Consider the following 16,786-nt stretch of genomic DNA (forward strand, 5'->3'; position numbering starts at 1 on the left):
ATTATCTCCGAGTGTAATCCTTAAAATGTAACAACGTTACTTTCCATGGCAAAACATTTTTTTTAACTTTTTGAATTGCCTTAGTCAATCTATTCATACAAGATGAATATATTTCATATATAACGTATTTGTATAGCAGAATACTAGCCTTATCTCTGAATGAGGAGTCTATTTGCTTTTTGATATCCCCGTGGTAAAAGTTGCCCCTTTGTTGCTCTTTTTCCTATATATTTTTGGAGATCATCCTCTTTCAGTTTTAGATGTTGTTGTCCTGCAGCGACTTGGATTATTTCATCTAAATTCAAGGTTGTCATGGATAAAATTTGCTCTTTTTCATCAAGTTGTATCAACTTGTTACCTTTACCTTTATTCAGCACAGGTAACTCAGTCAAATCAACGATAAGTAACCTACCCGCAGAACTTAAGATTGCAACATGTGTCGCTTGCTGAATTGGCAACAATGGTAATGCCGTCGCTTTATCTGCCACAGTCAAGAAGGATTTACCTGCCTTAGCATTGGTATCAAGTTGAGCTGCTTGCGTTTTGAAGCCGTAACCATTTGAACTCACGGCAAGCAATTCACTCGCATCATCTTCAATAAAGACTTGAATAAATGACACACCGCTGGCTGGTGCAAGTTTAGAACTTAAAGGCTCACCCAATCCACGTGCCGATGGCAAACTACTGATCGGTAAAGCATAGCTTCGACCTGTTTCATCCAAGAAATACACCCGCTGATTGGTCTTTCCAACTGCATGGCTGAGATATTGATCGCCAGCACGATAGTTTAAGTTCGCAGCATCGACATCACCGCCTTTGGCAGCTCTCACCCAACCTGCTTCGGATAAAACAACCGTCACCGTTTCCGCAGGCATTAAGTCCTGCTCTTTAATTTGTACAGCATCAGCACGAGTAACGATAGGTGAACGGCGATCATCACCGAACTTTTTAGCATCTTCTTTTAATTCATTAATGATTAAATTCTTCAATGATTCTGGATTTGCCAATTGCTCACGAATAATCGCAGCTTTCGCTTCTAACTCTTCCTGCTCACGACGAATTTCCATTTCTTCAAGCTTGGCGAGGTGACGAAGCTTTAACTCTAAAATCGCTTCCGCTTGAATGTCATCAATCCCAAAGTGCTGCATCAACACTGGTTTGGGTTGATCTTCCTCACGAATAATTCGAATCACAGTATCAATATCGAGATAAGCAATTAAAAGACCTGCCAAGATATGCAGTCGTTTTTCGATTTTATTTAAATGGTATTGAAGACGACGTATCACCGTTTGCTTACGAATTTCAATCCATTCTAATAAAATGCGGCGAATCGATTTAACTTGCGGACGACCATCCGCGCCAATCATATTTAGATTGACGCGATAGCTAGATTCCAAATCCGTCGTAGCAAATAAGTGACTCATTACCGTTTCTGCATCGACACGGTTAGAGCGCAGTACAATCACCAAACGTGTTGGGTTTTGATGATCTGATTCATCTCGTACATCACTGACCAGAGGCAATTTCTTAGCGATCATTTGATCAGCGATTTGAGTAATCACTTTTGAACCTGAAACTTGATACGGTAGTTCAGTGATTACGATTTCATTTTTATCAATGGTATATACCGCACGCATGCGATAACTACCACGACCTGTGGTTTGAATTTTTAATAATTCTTCAGGTGGGGTAATAATTTCTGCTTTAGTCGGTAAATCTGGTGCAGGAATGTATTCTGCTAATTTTTCATCTGTGGTTTCAGGATTGCGAATCAGTGCAATCGTACCTTTTACCACTTCACGTAAATTATGAGGTGGAATGTCAGTCGCCATCCCCACCGCAATTCCTGTGGTGCCATTCAGCAAAATATTGGGAATACGTGCAGGTAAAGTAATTGGTTCTTTCATCGAACCATCAAAGTTATCTTGCCATTCGCTGGTGCCCTGTCCTAGTTCACTCAGCAATAATTCACTATAAGCGGACAGTTTAGCTTCGGTATATCGCATCGCAGCGAAGGATTTTGGATCGTCTGGTGAACCCCAGTTGCCTTGACCTTCGATCAATGGGTAACGATAACTGAACGGCTGAGCCATCAACACCATGGCTTCATAACATGCTGAGTCACCATGTGGATGGTATTTACCCAGTACATCACCAACTGTACGAGCAGATTTCTTTGGCTTACCTGTTGATTTTAAACCTAACTCACTCATCGCATATACGATACGGCGCTGTACAGGTTTTAAACCATCACTGATATGTGGCAATGCACGATCCATGATCACGTACATGGCATAGTTTAAATAAGCTTGTTCTGTGAATTCAGCTACGGAACGGTTTTCGGTTGCATGATGTGCAAGGCTGGTCATTTCAGCAAGTCATCCAAAATCATTGTTATCGTCAATGCTTTGTATGCTATGTGGATGAAAGCGTTGTGACAAGCCCTTGTTGTTGTTTAAACGTCAAATGCTGTCTTACAAGAGATGTTATTTCTTAAATACAATCTGAAAAATTATGAGACAAATAAACATAATATTCGGAATAAGATAATTCAGTCGATCTTGTTGAATATTTCTTAGTAATTTGAACAATCCGACAGTCACTCCGAATAAAAGGAGATCATGCAGAATGTTTAAAACATCTAACTGAAACTTATACTGCGCCAGAAAATATACAATCACCAAGATAAGAAAAAGCTTGTTACTTTTATAAAAATCTTTCTTATCAAACTTGATATCATTCATTTTAATTTATCTCAAAGCATCGCATATACAGCTAGTCAATCAATGCTCATCTGTAGACGAAGCAGATTCTGCATCATCTTCTTTATAAATAAATTTCGGCATTTCTAAGCCAAAATAAATCGCGATCAAACGTAAAGTAAAACCAAAAACCAAAGTGAAAATAACGGTCAAATCATGTGGCAAACCGACCTCTAAGCAGATCCAATAACAGATCACAGCAACAAAAGAGATACTGGCATATAGCTCACGGCGGAAAACTAAAGGCACGTCATTACACAGAATATCACGCAGAATACCACCTGATACTCCTGTCAAAACTCCTGCAACGGCTGAGACGACAAAACCGTGCCCCATCGACAACGCAATTTGGCAACCAATAATGGTAAAACCAATTAAACCTAAAGCATCAAGTACCAAGAAGATATTGCGTAAATGCTTCATCCATTTGGCAATAATAATCGTGACAAATGCAGCACAACACGTCAGTACCAAATACTCAGGATGCTTCACCCAAGTTAAAGGATAATGCCCTAACAACACATCTCGAACTGAACCACCACCCAAAGCTGTCACACAGGCAATCAGTGTCACACCGAACCAGTCCATACTACGACGTCCCGCTGACAGAGCTCCTGTCATTGCTTCTGCAGTAATGGCAATAATGTAAATAACGGTGAGCAACATCTGCCTACATCCTTCAATCAGGCATAAAAGTGTGCGCTATTTTAAGACAAACTTAGATGAATTGTGCACAACATTGTTTAAATTTTTTCCCCGAACCACAAATACACGGTTGTTTCATGGTGACTTGCATATTCAAGGTTGGATCAAGAAAATACCAACGCTGCTGATGTAAAACAAAATGTGAAATTTCATGATGTATATGCTGCTGTTTTGCATCCTGATTTTGATCACAATAATGGGCTTTAAACTCGACTAAGGCATGAGTTTTATCAAGTTTAGGCTGGTGTTGTAACACTTCTAATTTTAACCATTGATTAGACTGACTCCAATCTGCGATTGCAGCACGATCAAGCATAGACTGTTGACCTAAAGCAGTCGTCTCAATAATATAATCTATTTTTTGCAAGGCAAACGCGCTATAGCGTGAACGCATCAACTGCTCTGCATGTTCAGCAAATTGTTGTTTTAGATGCAAAGGCTGACAACAATTTATGTATAAACCTTGTCCGCAAGGGCAATTCTCTAACACAGTCATTTTTCATTCTCAAAAATAAAAACCCTGAGAAAACCATAATGTGATTGCTCTACATATTAGATTTAGCTCAGGGATTTAAAGCAACTCAACAAATCGAATTACTTTTCAGATGTTTTGTCTTTTGCAATGATGCGCACTTTTTCAATCTTGTGCCCATCCATCGTCACCACCTCAAAGCGATGACCATCGGCTTCGATCATTTCACCATTTTCAGGCAAACGTCCTAAATGGAAAAGAATATAACCCGACAAAGTTGAATATTCTTCACTTTCATCAACTAAGTCCTTACCGAGTAACAATGACACATGGCGAATATCGGTCGATCCTTCTAACAACATCGAACCGTCTTCTAAGCTTGCCGCCGCAGCTTCGAGTTCATCCTCATCAGGGAACTCACCAGCAATCGCTTCAAGCACATCAATTGGAGTTGCAATACCCTCAATTGAACCATATTCATTGAGTACAATCGCCATTTGCAAAGGTGCTTGACGTAATTGCTCCATCACCATCAACACTTGCGCATTTTCATGAACAATCAAAGGTTCTCTAATATGTTTTGTGAAATCAATTGAGCCTGTTTCAATATATTCATTTAACACTTTATGGGTGAGAACAATACCTTCAATATTATCCAACTCACCACGCGCAATAATTAAACGTGAGTGGGTCATTGCCATTAAGCGCTGTTTTAACTCTTCAGGATCAGAATCTAAATCTAACCACTCTAACTCTGGACGAGGTGTCATGACAGATTTAACAGGTCGTTCCGACAATCCCAGTACACCTTGTACAAGTACGCTATGGTAAACACCATTATCTTCGTCAAAGACTTCTTTGGCATAAGCTTGAGTTGCTAAAACATCTTCCGCTTCTTTGTTTTGACCATCATTTTTGCCGCCCAACATACGCAACACTGCTGAAGCAGTGCGATAGCGCAAGTCAGTCGTTGTCACAAGTTTTTCTTGGTTACGACGCATAGTTTGGTTGACCATTTCAACCAAAACAGAGAATCCGATCGCTGCGTATAAATAGCCTTTCGGAATATGGAAACCAAAGCCTTCAACGACTAAGGAGAAACCAATCATCATCAAGAAGCCAAGACACAGAATCACAACAGTTGGGTGTTTGTTGACGAACTCCATCAAAGGACGTGCTGCCAACAACATGATACCAATCGCAATAGTCACCGCGATCATCATCACTGAAAGGTCTTTGACCATACCCACAGCAGTGATCACACTATCAAGTGAGAATACCGCATCAAGTACAACAATCTGTACAACCACCATCCAGAATGCGGCATGAACTGGATTTTCTTCTTTTAAAATCTGCTTACCTTCAATTCGCTCATGTAATTCCATTGTTCCTTTAAACAATAAGAACACACCACCGAACAACAGAATCAAATCTCGCCCGGAGAAAGGATGATCGAACACATGGAAAAGCGGCTGGGTTAAAGTGACCACCCAAGCGATGGATGCCAACAAAACCAAACGCATTAATAATGCGAGAATTAAACCAATTCTACGAGCAGCAGCACGTTGTTCTGGCGGTAATTTCTCCGCCAAAATCGCAATAAAAACAAGGTTATCAATACCTAATACGATTTCCAATACGACTAGAGTCGCCAAACCAACCCATGCAGAAGGGTCAGACATCCATTCGAAGATCATTGACGAGACTCCTCTGCAAAATTGGCAGCAAGGTATTGGAGTTTAAATTTTAAAAGGCCAACATTAGCAGCCAAAACATTTTTCTTAGGAAATAAAAACAAAGCGGAGCGACAACAACCACTACTCATAGAGGTACATAAATTAATAAAAGGATTTTCAGTATAGGCAAGATCGTAGTGAAATTCACCTTTTTTATGTGGATGTTTCTTACAAATTCTTTCTAAGTATTGCCAAAAGAGATTGTATGTAAAATGTGCATAAAACTGTCATAAAAGTGATTTAGCCTAGACAACTAGAATGAAAATGATAAGGTGAAAAGTAAACGAAATGAATAGTGTACTAAGAATGACTGAGAAAAGAACAACACCTCTCCCAAAAACAACTCAAGCTTTAATTGCGCTATATTGTGGTTCACGTACTGGTAATAAACCAATCTACCGCGATAAAGCGATTGAACTCGCACAGCATGTCGCTGATCAAGGCTTTGGCATCGTATATGGCGGTGCCAGTATTGGTCTAATGGGACAAGTCGCAGATACGGTTTTAGAACATGGTGGCGAAGTCGTTGGCGTAATTCCTGAGTTCATGCTGGATTATGAAATTGCTCATAGTAAACTCACCGAGTTACACGTCGTAGAGACCATGCATGAACGTAAAGCGTTAATGGCTGAGCGTGCTAGTGCCTTTATTGCTCTGCCAGGTGGCTTGGGAACTTTTGAAGAAATTCTAGAAATTGCGACTTGGGGACAACTCAATCAACATCAAAAACCAATGATTATTTATAACGTCAATCGTTTCTATGATGCACTGATTGCCCAACTTGATTATGCAGTAGAAGAAGGATTTCTTCCCCCTCAACATCGTGCCAAAGTGATTATTTGTGAAACTACTGAACAAATTTCTAATGTAATTAAAAATTTGGATGCACCGACCCATATTGAAGTTTGATGTATTTTGATCAAAAAAGCGGACCTATTGATCCGCTTTTTTATAACTTATTACTGAACATTCACTTGATAAATTGCAGTAGAGCCACTCACTTCATTTCCGACAACCAATAAGGGCTTACCATTTGGTGAGTCTTTGGCAGCGATAAAGATCAAACCTTCTGGTCCTAAATCGCCTTGCTTGGCACTATCCGTTTCCACAAAATTACGAGTCGTGAAATATTCAACAAATTTAGGCTGCATTGGCGTAGTAATGTCATATACCATCACGCCACTCATTCGCTCTAAACCAATAAATGCAAAGGTCTTCGCACCAATCGTGCCCAGTGTAATGCCTTCAGGTTCAGGACCTTTATTATCACTACGATCATCTAAACTAACGGCTTCATGATCGGTATTAAAATAAGTTGGAAACAGTTCAGAAATTTTCTTCTCAAACTCACTTCCTGAATCCCATACCAGCTGTCCTTGGGTATTCCAAATACTAAATGAACGTGCGCCATAGGCATACAATTTATCGTAAATTAATCGTCCATTTGCATCTAGCTTTGGTGATCCATCCGCATTGGTTTGATATCCCATATTCCATGCGATATTTAAACGGCCTAAATTACCATCTTTACGACAATCTCCTGCTTCGGTTGCTGTCGCACCACAATAGGCAAATGTAACAGGATTAAGTTTAGCTCCTTTCACACCATTTGCGATCTTTTGTAAATGGGCAGGATAATCACCTTCCGCATTGAAGCCTTTACTGTTAAATAAATGCTTCATACGGATATTTTCAACATAACCTTGAGCTAAGTTACCCGCAAAATAGGCATCTTCATCTTTTAACCATTCACGGCTATCCCCTTCATTGGCTGTGACCAAATAGGTTTGTCCATTCACTTGATAATTCGCAATCGAGTCTGGCTGATACATACCCACTAAACCAGTCCAAGTTTTGATATCTATCTTGCTGTCTCTATCACTGACATCCAGTTCATTACCCATTACGCCATGATCTTTATAGCCCAATGGATAAATATCGGTAACTTTCTGTTGAGCAATATCAATTCGTGCAATCGCATTATTTTCTTGTAATGTCACCCATGCCGTTTTGCTATCACCTGAAATGGTGATGTATTCGGGTTCTAAGTCTTGAGCAACCGTAGCATTTGGTCCAAAAATACGCACACCTTTTGCCATGAGATCTGCCTTTTGGCTATTCCAAGCTCTAAAATCAGCAATACTCGCTTTAGGTTGTTTGATATCTTGAATATCAATAATACTGACCGAACCTTCAGGATCAATCGAATAATCATCATTTGGCTCAGCTTCATTTGCCACTAAAACAGTTTTGCCATTTGGACTAAAGGTCAGCATGTCAGGCAACGAACCTACAGCGACTTTACTCACAAAACTCAAATCTTTGGCATTAAAGAAAACCACGAGACCTGCATCGGTTTTATTTTTTGCTTGGACTGCAATCGCCACGATGCCATTATGTACGGCAACGCTATTCACTTCTGAGTCAGCTAAATAATCACGTGCAGAGAGTTCTGCAATATGAACAGGTTGTTCAGGCTTAGATGCATCCAGTACATCTACCAAACCTTTTTGTGCATTCACGACAAATAACCGTTTGCTTGCCGCATCATACGCAGGAATTTCTGCTGCACTTTCAGCAAAAATATTGGTTTTATAGTGTCCTAATACACTTAATTTAATGGTTTCAGGGGTAGGTTCAATTTGTTCTGATTTATTGTTGTTGTCATTATTATCGTTACATGCCACTAATCCCACAGACAGTAAAGCTGTCAATAAAACTGAAATCTTAAACTTCATGATCAATTTCCATACGATTTATTATGTAGGATCAATCTAGTGTTCTGAGATTCAAATTCGATGACATTTTGATGTCATTTCGATGACGTCTCTTTGACAATTATTGTCTTTCTTTCAGGCTCTTTTGCATTAAACTTGAATAGAGTTTTAGCACCTTAAAATATATGACAACGACGACTCATCAAGCTGTACAACCTGAATTTCGCTTGTTGGTATTATTGGTTTCGATAGGCTTCTTTATGCAAGCCTTAGACACCACGATCGTCAACACGGCGATTCCTGCTATGGCAGTTCAGCTCAATGAAGACCCATTACAAATGCATGGAGTCATTGTCGCTTATGTTTTATCCGTCGCAGCCTGTATCCCGTTAAGCGGTTGGCTTGCTGATCGCTTTGGTATTCGCAATATTTATCTCAGTTCGATGGTAATTTTCAGCTTAGCATCACTAGGTTGTGGCTTATCACAAAACCTCGATCAGTTGCTATTCTTTCGTGTCGTTCAAGGGATTGGCGGTGCATTACTCATGCCTGTTGGTCGTTTAGCACTACTTAAATTAATTCCCCGCTCTCAGTTTCTCTCTGCTATGAGCCTAATGAGTTTGGCTGGTTTAATTGGTCCACTCATGGGACCGACATTGGGTGGATGGCTCGTCGAAGTCACCACATGGCACTGGATTTTCCTGATTAATATCCCGATGGGAGTCCTTGGGATGATCATGACCTTTAAAGTCATGCCTAACCAAAAAGAACCGAGCGTAAAAGCCTTTGATCTAAGTGGTTTTATCTTGCTCATGATCGCAATGGTCGGATTGTCTTTAGGCATTGAAAATATTGCTGCACCTCAATATTCAGGTTTAGTCAGTATTTCCTTATTAGTTGCAGGTACGATTGCAACAGTTGCTTATGCTTATCATGCACATAGCCATCAAAATGCTTTATTTCATGGACGTTTATTTCGCTATAAGATTTTTTCAATTGGGGTACTAGGAAATTTCTTTGCTCGTCTAGGCAGTAATGCGATTCCCTTTATTTTACCGTTGATGCTGCAAGTGGCTTTTGGCTTCGAACCTTTTATCACAGGTTTAATGATGATCCCGATGGTACTAGGTTCATTATTTTCCAAACCGATTATTCGTCCTATCATTCAACGAGTGGGTTATCGTCGCTTTCTGCTCACCAATACCGTATTAGTGGGTCTATGTATTGCCAGTTTTGCATTAATGACCGCTGATACGCCTCTATGGCTAAAAATATTACATTTATTTATCTTTGGAACGCTCAACTCACTGCAATTTGTTGGCATGAATACGCTCACCCTTAAAGATTTACCACAGCATGATGCGAGTAGTGGAAATAGCTTCTTATCGATGATTATGATGCTCTCGATGAGTATCGGGGTTGCTTTAGCAGGTACATTGATCAATGTATATGGTCAACATTTTCCAACATCATCGATAACTACAGCTTTCCATTGCACACTCATCTCTTTAGGATGTATCAATATCATTACTGCTTGGATTTTTTGGCAAATTCCGAAAGAAACAACAGACTAATTAAGTAATAAAATATCAAAAATAAGAAGGATCTAGAGATGATCGTCCCTAAATATTGGGCTGAAGCAAAAACCAAAACGAAATTTGAAGGTCGCCAATATACGATTAAACGCTTTGGTTGGTCAGATGAAAATATCGAAGCGGCTCAGCAGCATGCTGAGCAACGAGTCTTTGAGGCGCTTGAACAACTTAAAATAGATAAAACGGTTCGGCGTATCGATCATAAAGTTGCTTATAACGGTGCAGAGGGCTTACCTATTCGAGAGGAAATCATCAGCCAGTACGATGATGTGATTATTACGCGTAATAGCTATGGTGCATTATGTCTAAACACACCTGATGTCTTATTTGCTGATATTGATTTTGTGACCCAACCTCATTCTAGTTTGTACTTCATCATTTTCTTTGTATTACTGGCTAGCAGCGGTTTAGGCGCATTTTATTTTTCTTCTTGGTTTATCTTTGGCATTGGATTTGTCCTTTCGCTTCTAGTTACGAGCCTGATTGCAAAATCGGTATTTAAATTCCAACAAAAACTTAAGGGCGCACCTGAACAACAAGCTCTAGAGAAAATTAGAGCGTTCTCAACACATTATCCAACATGGCACTTACGTGTTTATCGCACGCCCAATGGTTATCGAATTTTAGTTATGCATCAAATCTTTGAGCCTCGAGGTGAGCAAGTTCAATCATTTTTCAAAGCAATTTATGCCGATCCCTATTATGACCTGATGTGCCAAAATCAAAATTGCTTCCGTGCCCGAATCAGTCCTAAACCGTGGCGAATAGGCGTAGAGCGATTAAGACAAGGTATATGGCCGATATCAAACGAGCGCACGGCAGACAGAGAAAACTGGGTTCGTGAATATGAACGACAGGCTAAAGATTATGCATCGTGTAGATTTGTGGAACAATTTGGTAGTCAGATGGTTCATCCCAAAGCAAAACGAGTACAATCAATACATGATCAGTATTGTAAATCCGACTCTCTATTAGACCTTGCATAACTTCTGACGACATGGCGAAAAAAACTGCGAAATACCGACTCTCTGAGCATTATCCGACTTATACCAGTATCGGTTTAGCCGTCATGTTAGGTATCGTCAGTTATTTCGGTTTGTTCTACCAACAAAAAGCCTCTGCACAAGATTATTCGATTCGCGGTTTTGATGTTTCACATCATCAAGGTGAGATTAACTGGAAAAAAATCTCTCCGATGCAATATCAATTTGTCTATCTCAAAGCCACAGAAGGTGGCGATTTTAAAGATCGTAAGTTTCAGGACAACTGGCTAAAAGCTCGCGAACAGGGGTTGCATGTCGGTGCTTATCATTTCTATCGCCTGTGTCGTGATGGCAAAGTTCAAGCTGAAAATTTTATCGCGACTGTTCCAAAGAAAGCAGATGCCCTTCCCCCTGTGATTGATTTGGAATATGACAGTAATTGTATTAATACCTATACCAAAGAACAGTTACTCAAAGAAATTCAGGTCATGCATGATCAATTACAACAACATTATGGCAAACAACCTATTTTCTATATTTCTAAGAGTTTTTATCACATCGTTTTGATGGGGAGCTTTAACGATACGCCGCTATGGGTTCGTGATTACGAAGCTAAACCTGAATTAAAAGACGGACGTAAATGGCTATTTTGGCAACACACCCAAACTGGAAAAATTGATGGGATACCTAAAGCAGTTGATTTAAATGTGTATGCGGATTCACCACGCCAGTGGCGTATCTTTCTTGAGCAGCAAGGCATTCAAGATGGCAAATGAGTTACGCAAAATCATTCATATCGATATGGATGCTTTTTTTGCCTCAGTTGAGCTGCGTGATCGTCCTGAACTTAAAGATTTACCAGTGGTCATTTCCTCACACCACCCACGCGCTGTCATTGCCGCTGCCTCCTACCCTGCTCGTGTTTTTGGTCTACGTTCTGCGATGTCGATGGGACAAGCAAAAAAGCTTTGTCCTCAAGTGGTGGTGATTGAACCTCATTTTGAGAAATATCGAGAGGTTTCAGCACAAATTCATCAAATTTTTCAGCAATACACACCACTCATCGAACCATTATCTTTAGATGAGGCTTATTTGGATGTCACTGAGAATCTAAAAAACATCCCGAGCGCTACTGAAGTTGCGACTCAAATTCGCGCAGATATTTTTGCCGTCACAGGACTAACAGCCTCCGCAGGCGTTGCACCTAATAAGTTTTTGGCTAAGATCGCATCCGATTGGAATAAACCGAATGGATTATTTGTAATCAAACCCCATCAAATCCAACATTTTATTCAAGACTTAGCACTGAATAAAATCCCTGGCGTTGGCAAAGTCACGCATGAAAAATTAAATCAATTAAATTTACACACCTTGGGCGACCTACAAAAAATAGAAGAGAACGTACTCATCCATCACTTCGGAAAATACGGTAGACAACTGTATTTATATGCACAAGGCATTGATCATCGTCCAGTCAAAGCAGAACGTGAACGCCAACAAATCTCGAAAGAAATTACCTTTGATGATGACTACACATTGAATCAATGTGCTCATGCTTGGCAGCCTTTAGCAGAACAAGTCTGGCGCAGTTTGCAAAGAAAACAACTGACTGCTCGTGGGGTAAACGTCAAACTCAAACTCAAAAACTTTCAAACCTTGCAGCATAGTAAGAGTTTTAAACTCCCTTTGCGCTCGCAGCAAGATTTAGAACAAGTGGTTTTGCAATTAATCGAAGAAATGCATATTGATCAAAGTTTTCAGTTCCGTTTAGTCGGTTTAGGCGTTTACCAACTACAGACGCATGAGGATGAATCTCAACTTTCCTTGTGGTAACGTTGCTTTTTTATGCAAAAGCACAATTCTCGTTCAAATTTATGTTTGCTTTTTATGCGGTTTTCAGTACTCTAAGCATCGCAGTGACATTATCCTTGTCATTTGCTCTTGCTAAAGAAATCCTCGCTTTTAGCATTTGCTCCTGTGGTTGGCGTGACGATCAAATCCGAATATTACAGGGCACTTCAAGTGTCCTTTGCTTTATTAAATAATTATAAAAATGAGTATTCCTAGTTTTCTCAACCACATCTTCCGCTAAACTAACCCAATAAAATTAGAAAATATTGATTAGTTAATCATGATGAATCAAAAACAAATTCTCTGTGTTGAAGATGAAGCTGCGATTATTCTTCCGCTACGCTATGCACTTGAGCGCGAAGGCTGGAGTGTAAGCTGGGCAAATACAGGGGCTCAAGCACTACAATATCTTTCAGAACAAGCTTTTGATTTTATTATTTTAGATGTTGGTTTACCTGATCAGAATGGTTTTGAAGTCTGCAAACAGCTACGCCAAAAATATCAAACACCTTTATTATTCCTCACTGCACGTGATGATGAAATTGATCGGGTTGTCGGTCTAGAAATCGGCGCAGATGATTATTGTACAAAGCCTTTTAGCGCACGAGAAATTGTGGCACGAATCAAAGCCATTTGGCGCAGAATGGAAATACAGGCGCAAAATATCTCATCACAACCATCAATCACCCAAGCAGAAACGATCCTGCAATCTACGATGTGGGCGTGTAATCCGCAATCGCTACAGATTCAATATCATGGGCAAATACTGCAACTAACACGTTATGAATATCGCTTGTTGTTTTTGTTGATTCAACATCCAGAAAAAGTCTTTAGCCGTCAGCAATTGATGGATCATATTTGGGAACATCCTGAACATAGTTTAGAACGCACCGTCGATACCCATATCAAAAGTTTAAGACAAAAGCTTAAACAAATTACCCCTGATGATGATCCAATTCGGACACATCGAGGGTTTGGGTATAGTTTAGTGAAGTTAGGTTAACCAATGTCCATCTTTATCCGCATTTGGTTTTTCTTTAGCTTAGTGGTTATGCTGAGCCTGAGCTTTATTGCCTACACGTTGAATCAACAGGTTAAACCAAATGTCCGTCAAGTGGTCGAAGATACTCTCGCCGAGAATGCCAATATCATTGCCCAATTGATTGCAGAAGATGTGGCACAACAAAAAGTCAGTACATCTGAATTTGATCAAAAAATTCAAGCAGCATTATCACGCCAACTCAATGCCACAATTTGGCAGCATCAAAAAGATGAAATTAACCAACAACTGTATATTACAGATCAGCACGGTATTGTCATCTACGACTCCGAAGGTCAAGCCGTTGGGCAAGACTATTCCAAATGGAATGATGTTTATCTGACCTTACGCGGCAAATACGGCGCACGTTCGACTGCAACCAATCCTTATGATCGAAACAGCAGCGTGATGCATATTGCTGCACCCATTATTTACAAACAACAATTACTTGGTGTAGCAAGCATTGGTAAACCAAATCAATCCGTACAACCGTATATTGCTCGCGCAGAACGTCAACTGATTCATCAAGCGCTTTGGATCGCCGCACTGAGTTTATTACTCGCAAGCATGGTGGCATATTGGTTAAGACACAGCATTGATAAAGTGCGTCGCTATGCTCAAGCATTAGCACCCGTCAATCAAGCTCCATTTTTCTATTCTGCAAAAGAGCTCAACCAAGTGACTCAAGCGCTCAGTGAAATGCGAGAGAAACTCGAAGATCGTGCTTATGTCGAAAATTATGTCAATACGCTAACCCACGAGTTAAAAAGCCCACTCACGGCAATTCAAGCCAGTGCAGAACTATTACAAGATGATTTACCCTTAGCAGATCAACAACAATTTGCAGTACATATTGTTGAGCAAAGTCATCGCTTACAATCTTTAATCGAACGCATGCTACTGCTCACACGCTTAGAGAAAAATCAGCATGCTTTAGAGTTTCAAAATATTGATTTATCAAAATTAATTCGGGATTGCGTGATACAACAACAGAGTGCTCTCCAAATTAAACAAATTCAAGTAGAGCTGAATATTCCTGAATATTGCGGAATCTATGCTGATCCCTTTTGGCTTAAGCAAGCAATCAATAATCTTTTAGATAACGCAAGAGACTTTTGCTCTGAACAAGGTCTTCTCGCAATTCAACTCAGGGCAAATACCGTCACTGTCACTGATGGTATTGAAATTCTATTATTCAATGAGGGTGAAGCCATCCCTCAATACGCTTTAAATCGTGTCTTTGAAACCTATTTTTCATTACCTCGTCCCCAAAATCAGCAACGAAGTACAGGTATTGGTCTGAGTATCGTGCAGCAGATTATCCAACAGCATCAAGGTCACGTCACCATTCAAAATATCCCTGAAAATGATTTAGATTTCTTAGAGCAACACAAATCAGGAGTACTGGTAAAAATTATACTTCATCGAAACTTCACATAAGCTTCAATTACAACTCATTTAGAACGCATATCGATTCGAGATACTTGTCATACCACAATGACAATGGAATCCACCATGCGCAGAAACTTTATTAATCTGAAAATAGGAGCGATTTTGTTCCTGATTTTGATTTTTTATATTGGTCTTTTTTTTATCTCTAACTTAGTAGATGAGCGCCAAAGCTATCAACAACAAGTGATTCAGGACATTGCAAAAGAACAAATTCGCCCACAACAAGTGATTGCACCCTATTTAAAACTTCCCTATCAAATTCAAACAAAATGTACCGATGAACAAAAGAAAACTTACGATTGCACGCAAACAGCATTTATTACCTTAGGTGCAGAAACAACAGACTGGACGGCTCAATTTAAAGTTTCAGACAATACCTACAAACGTAGTATGTATAAAGCGATTAGTTATCAAAATCAGATGCAAGGAAAAGGCGTATTTAAAGGCGCTACGATTGAACCTCAACACAACTATCTTTGGAATCAAGCTGAAATCATTTTCCCTATCCAAGATGCTCGCGGTCTAAATGCCAAGCCAACGTTTAATATTGATGGAAAAAATTATAAATTTGACTTTTCTGAACAAAGCCAAGGACAGCATGGCTTTGATCTACTACATATCACCAGCAAGCAATATCCTGAACTGATCCAAAAACTCCAACAAGGTTTTAGCTTTAATCTGCAATTTGATCTAGAAGGTTTAAGCGAATTTGCATTTATCCCAACCAGTTACGAAATGACATATCAAGCTAAAGGGAATTGGGGTGATGTGAAATACGATGGTCAAAGTTTACCGTTTAAGAAACTCAGCAAAAGACAACTTTTTGAAGCGGACTGGAAAAATATTGCTTTAGGTAAACGTAATTTAGATCGTCTCTCAACCTGTGAAAATAGTCAGTGTTTTTACCAAGCTTTAAATACTCAAAGCAATCTGATCAGTGATGTTGAAGCTACTTATGCTACTTCAAATACATCTTCAAATAACATTTCTGGTATTTCAACGCAGTTTTTAGAATCCGTTAATATTTATACCCAAACCGATCGTGCCATCAAATATGGCATTATGGTGATCATTATTACCTTTGGTTGCTTCTTTTTATTCGAGGTTTTGAAGAATCTCAAAATTCATCCTGTTCAGTATGCTTTGGTTGCCATGGCACAAGGCGTGTTCTTCGTCTTATTACTATCAATCAGTGAATATTACGCTTTTTCCCTTGCCTATCTGATTGCGGCAGTTGCATGTATTGGCTTGATTACTTGGTATTTATACTTCGTCGTTCAAGGTTTTAAAGCCGCCATACTCTTCGGTGTTTTGCTCAGTGCTTTATACGGCATGATGTATCTATTACTACAATCCAGCGGAAAAACGTTCTTGTTCGGCTCCATTTTGTCTTTCATTTTAATTGCATGCGTCATGTACATCACACGCCACGTCAATTGGTATCAATCCGAACAACAAAACATATAAACGAATC

At 39.6% G+C, this 16,786-nt stretch carries 13 protein-coding genes; 8 read left to right on the forward strand and 5 right to left on the reverse strand.

The features are described from left to right. Window positions 1-149: 149 nt before the first annotated feature. From parC to IRT38_RS01770, 4 genes are all read right to left on the reverse strand, one after another. Window positions 150-2,369: a DNA topoisomerase IV subunit A gene (parC, locus tag IRT38_RS01755; RefSeq protein ID WP_194596793.1), complete on the reverse strand. Its 2,220-nt coding sequence runs from the start codon at window positions 2,367-2,369 to the stop codon at window positions 150-152. A gap of 414 nt (window positions 2,370-2,783) precedes the next feature. After that, window positions 2,784-3,428, reverse strand: coding sequence for a trimeric intracellular cation channel family protein (locus tag IRT38_RS01760; protein WP_125272568.1), 645 nt, complete (start codon window positions 3,426-3,428; stop codon window positions 2,784-2,786). A gap of 52 nt (window positions 3,429-3,480) precedes the next feature. Next, window positions 3,481-3,963 (reverse strand): YchJ family protein, encoded by a 483-nt coding sequence (locus tag IRT38_RS01765; RefSeq protein WP_042892332.1) that lies wholly within the window; start codon window positions 3,961-3,963, stop codon window positions 3,481-3,483. Window positions 3,964-4,061: 98 nt separating this feature from the next. After that, window positions 4,062-5,636: a TerC family protein gene (locus IRT38_RS01770; RefSeq protein ID WP_194596794.1), complete on the reverse strand. Its 1,575-nt coding sequence runs from the start codon at window positions 5,634-5,636 to the stop codon at window positions 4,062-4,064. A 327-nt stretch (window positions 5,637-5,963) separates the two neighbouring features. On the opposite strand from IRT38_RS01770, the gene IRT38_RS01775 reads away from it, so the two are divergent. Then, window positions 5,964-6,584 (forward strand): TIGR00730 family Rossman fold protein, encoded by a 621-nt coding sequence (locus IRT38_RS01775; protein ID WP_004917099.1) that lies wholly within the window; start codon window positions 5,964-5,966, stop codon window positions 6,582-6,584. A gap of 50 nt (window positions 6,585-6,634) precedes the next feature. On the opposite strand, the gene IRT38_RS01780 is transcribed toward IRT38_RS01775, so the two are convergent. Further along, window positions 6,635-8,413: a choice-of-anchor I family protein gene (locus IRT38_RS01780; protein ID WP_194596795.1), complete on the reverse strand. Its 1,779-nt coding sequence runs from the start codon at window positions 8,411-8,413 to the stop codon at window positions 6,635-6,637. A gap of 164 nt (window positions 8,414-8,577) precedes the next feature. Here IRT38_RS01780 and mdtD point away from each other — a divergent pair, with 164 nt between their 5' ends. From mdtD to creD, 7 genes are all read left to right on the forward strand, one after another. Next, window positions 8,578-9,966, forward strand: a complete 1,389-nt coding sequence (gene mdtD / locus IRT38_RS01785) for a multidrug transporter subunit MdtD (protein WP_194596797.1) — start codon at window positions 8,578-8,580, stop codon at window positions 9,964-9,966. Between the two features lie 38 nt (window positions 9,967-10,004). Continuing rightward, on the forward strand, window positions 10,005-10,973 hold the full coding sequence (locus IRT38_RS01790; protein WP_151723106.1) for a hypothetical protein: 969 nt from the start codon (window positions 10,005-10,007) through the stop codon (window positions 10,971-10,973). A gap of 11 nt (window positions 10,974-10,984) precedes the next feature. After that, complete coding sequence (locus tag IRT38_RS01795) at window positions 10,985-11,746, forward strand: GH25 family lysozyme (protein ID WP_004917111.1); 762 nt, start codon at window positions 10,985-10,987, stop codon at window positions 11,744-11,746. After that, window positions 11,736-12,803, forward strand: a complete 1,068-nt coding sequence (gene dinB, locus IRT38_RS01800; protein ID WP_151723107.1) for a DNA polymerase IV — start codon at window positions 11,736-11,738, stop codon at window positions 12,801-12,803. Before IRT38_RS01795 ends, dinB begins: the two co-directional genes overlap by 11 nt. Window positions 12,804-13,101: 298 nt before the next feature. After that, window positions 13,102-13,824, forward strand: coding sequence for a two-component system response regulator CreB (gene creB / locus IRT38_RS01805; protein WP_151723108.1), 723 nt, complete (start codon window positions 13,102-13,104; stop codon window positions 13,822-13,824). Window positions 13,825-13,827: 3 nt separating this feature from the next. Further along, on the forward strand, window positions 13,828-15,300 hold the full coding sequence (gene creC, locus IRT38_RS01810) for a two-component system sensor histidine kinase CreC (protein WP_194596798.1): 1,473 nt from the start codon (window positions 13,828-13,830) through the stop codon (window positions 15,298-15,300). A gap of 75 nt (window positions 15,301-15,375) precedes the next feature. Continuing rightward, entirely contained in the window at window positions 15,376-16,779 is a 1,404-nt protein-coding gene (creD, locus tag IRT38_RS01815) for a cell envelope integrity protein CreD (protein ID WP_194596799.1), read from the forward strand. Window positions 16,780-16,786 lie beyond the last annotated feature (7 nt).

The sequence above is a fragment of the Acinetobacter sp. SK-43 genome (assembly GCF_015351505.1).
In the GTDB taxonomy this organism is placed as follows: Bacteria; Pseudomonadota; Gammaproteobacteria; order Pseudomonadales; family Moraxellaceae; genus Acinetobacter; species Acinetobacter junii.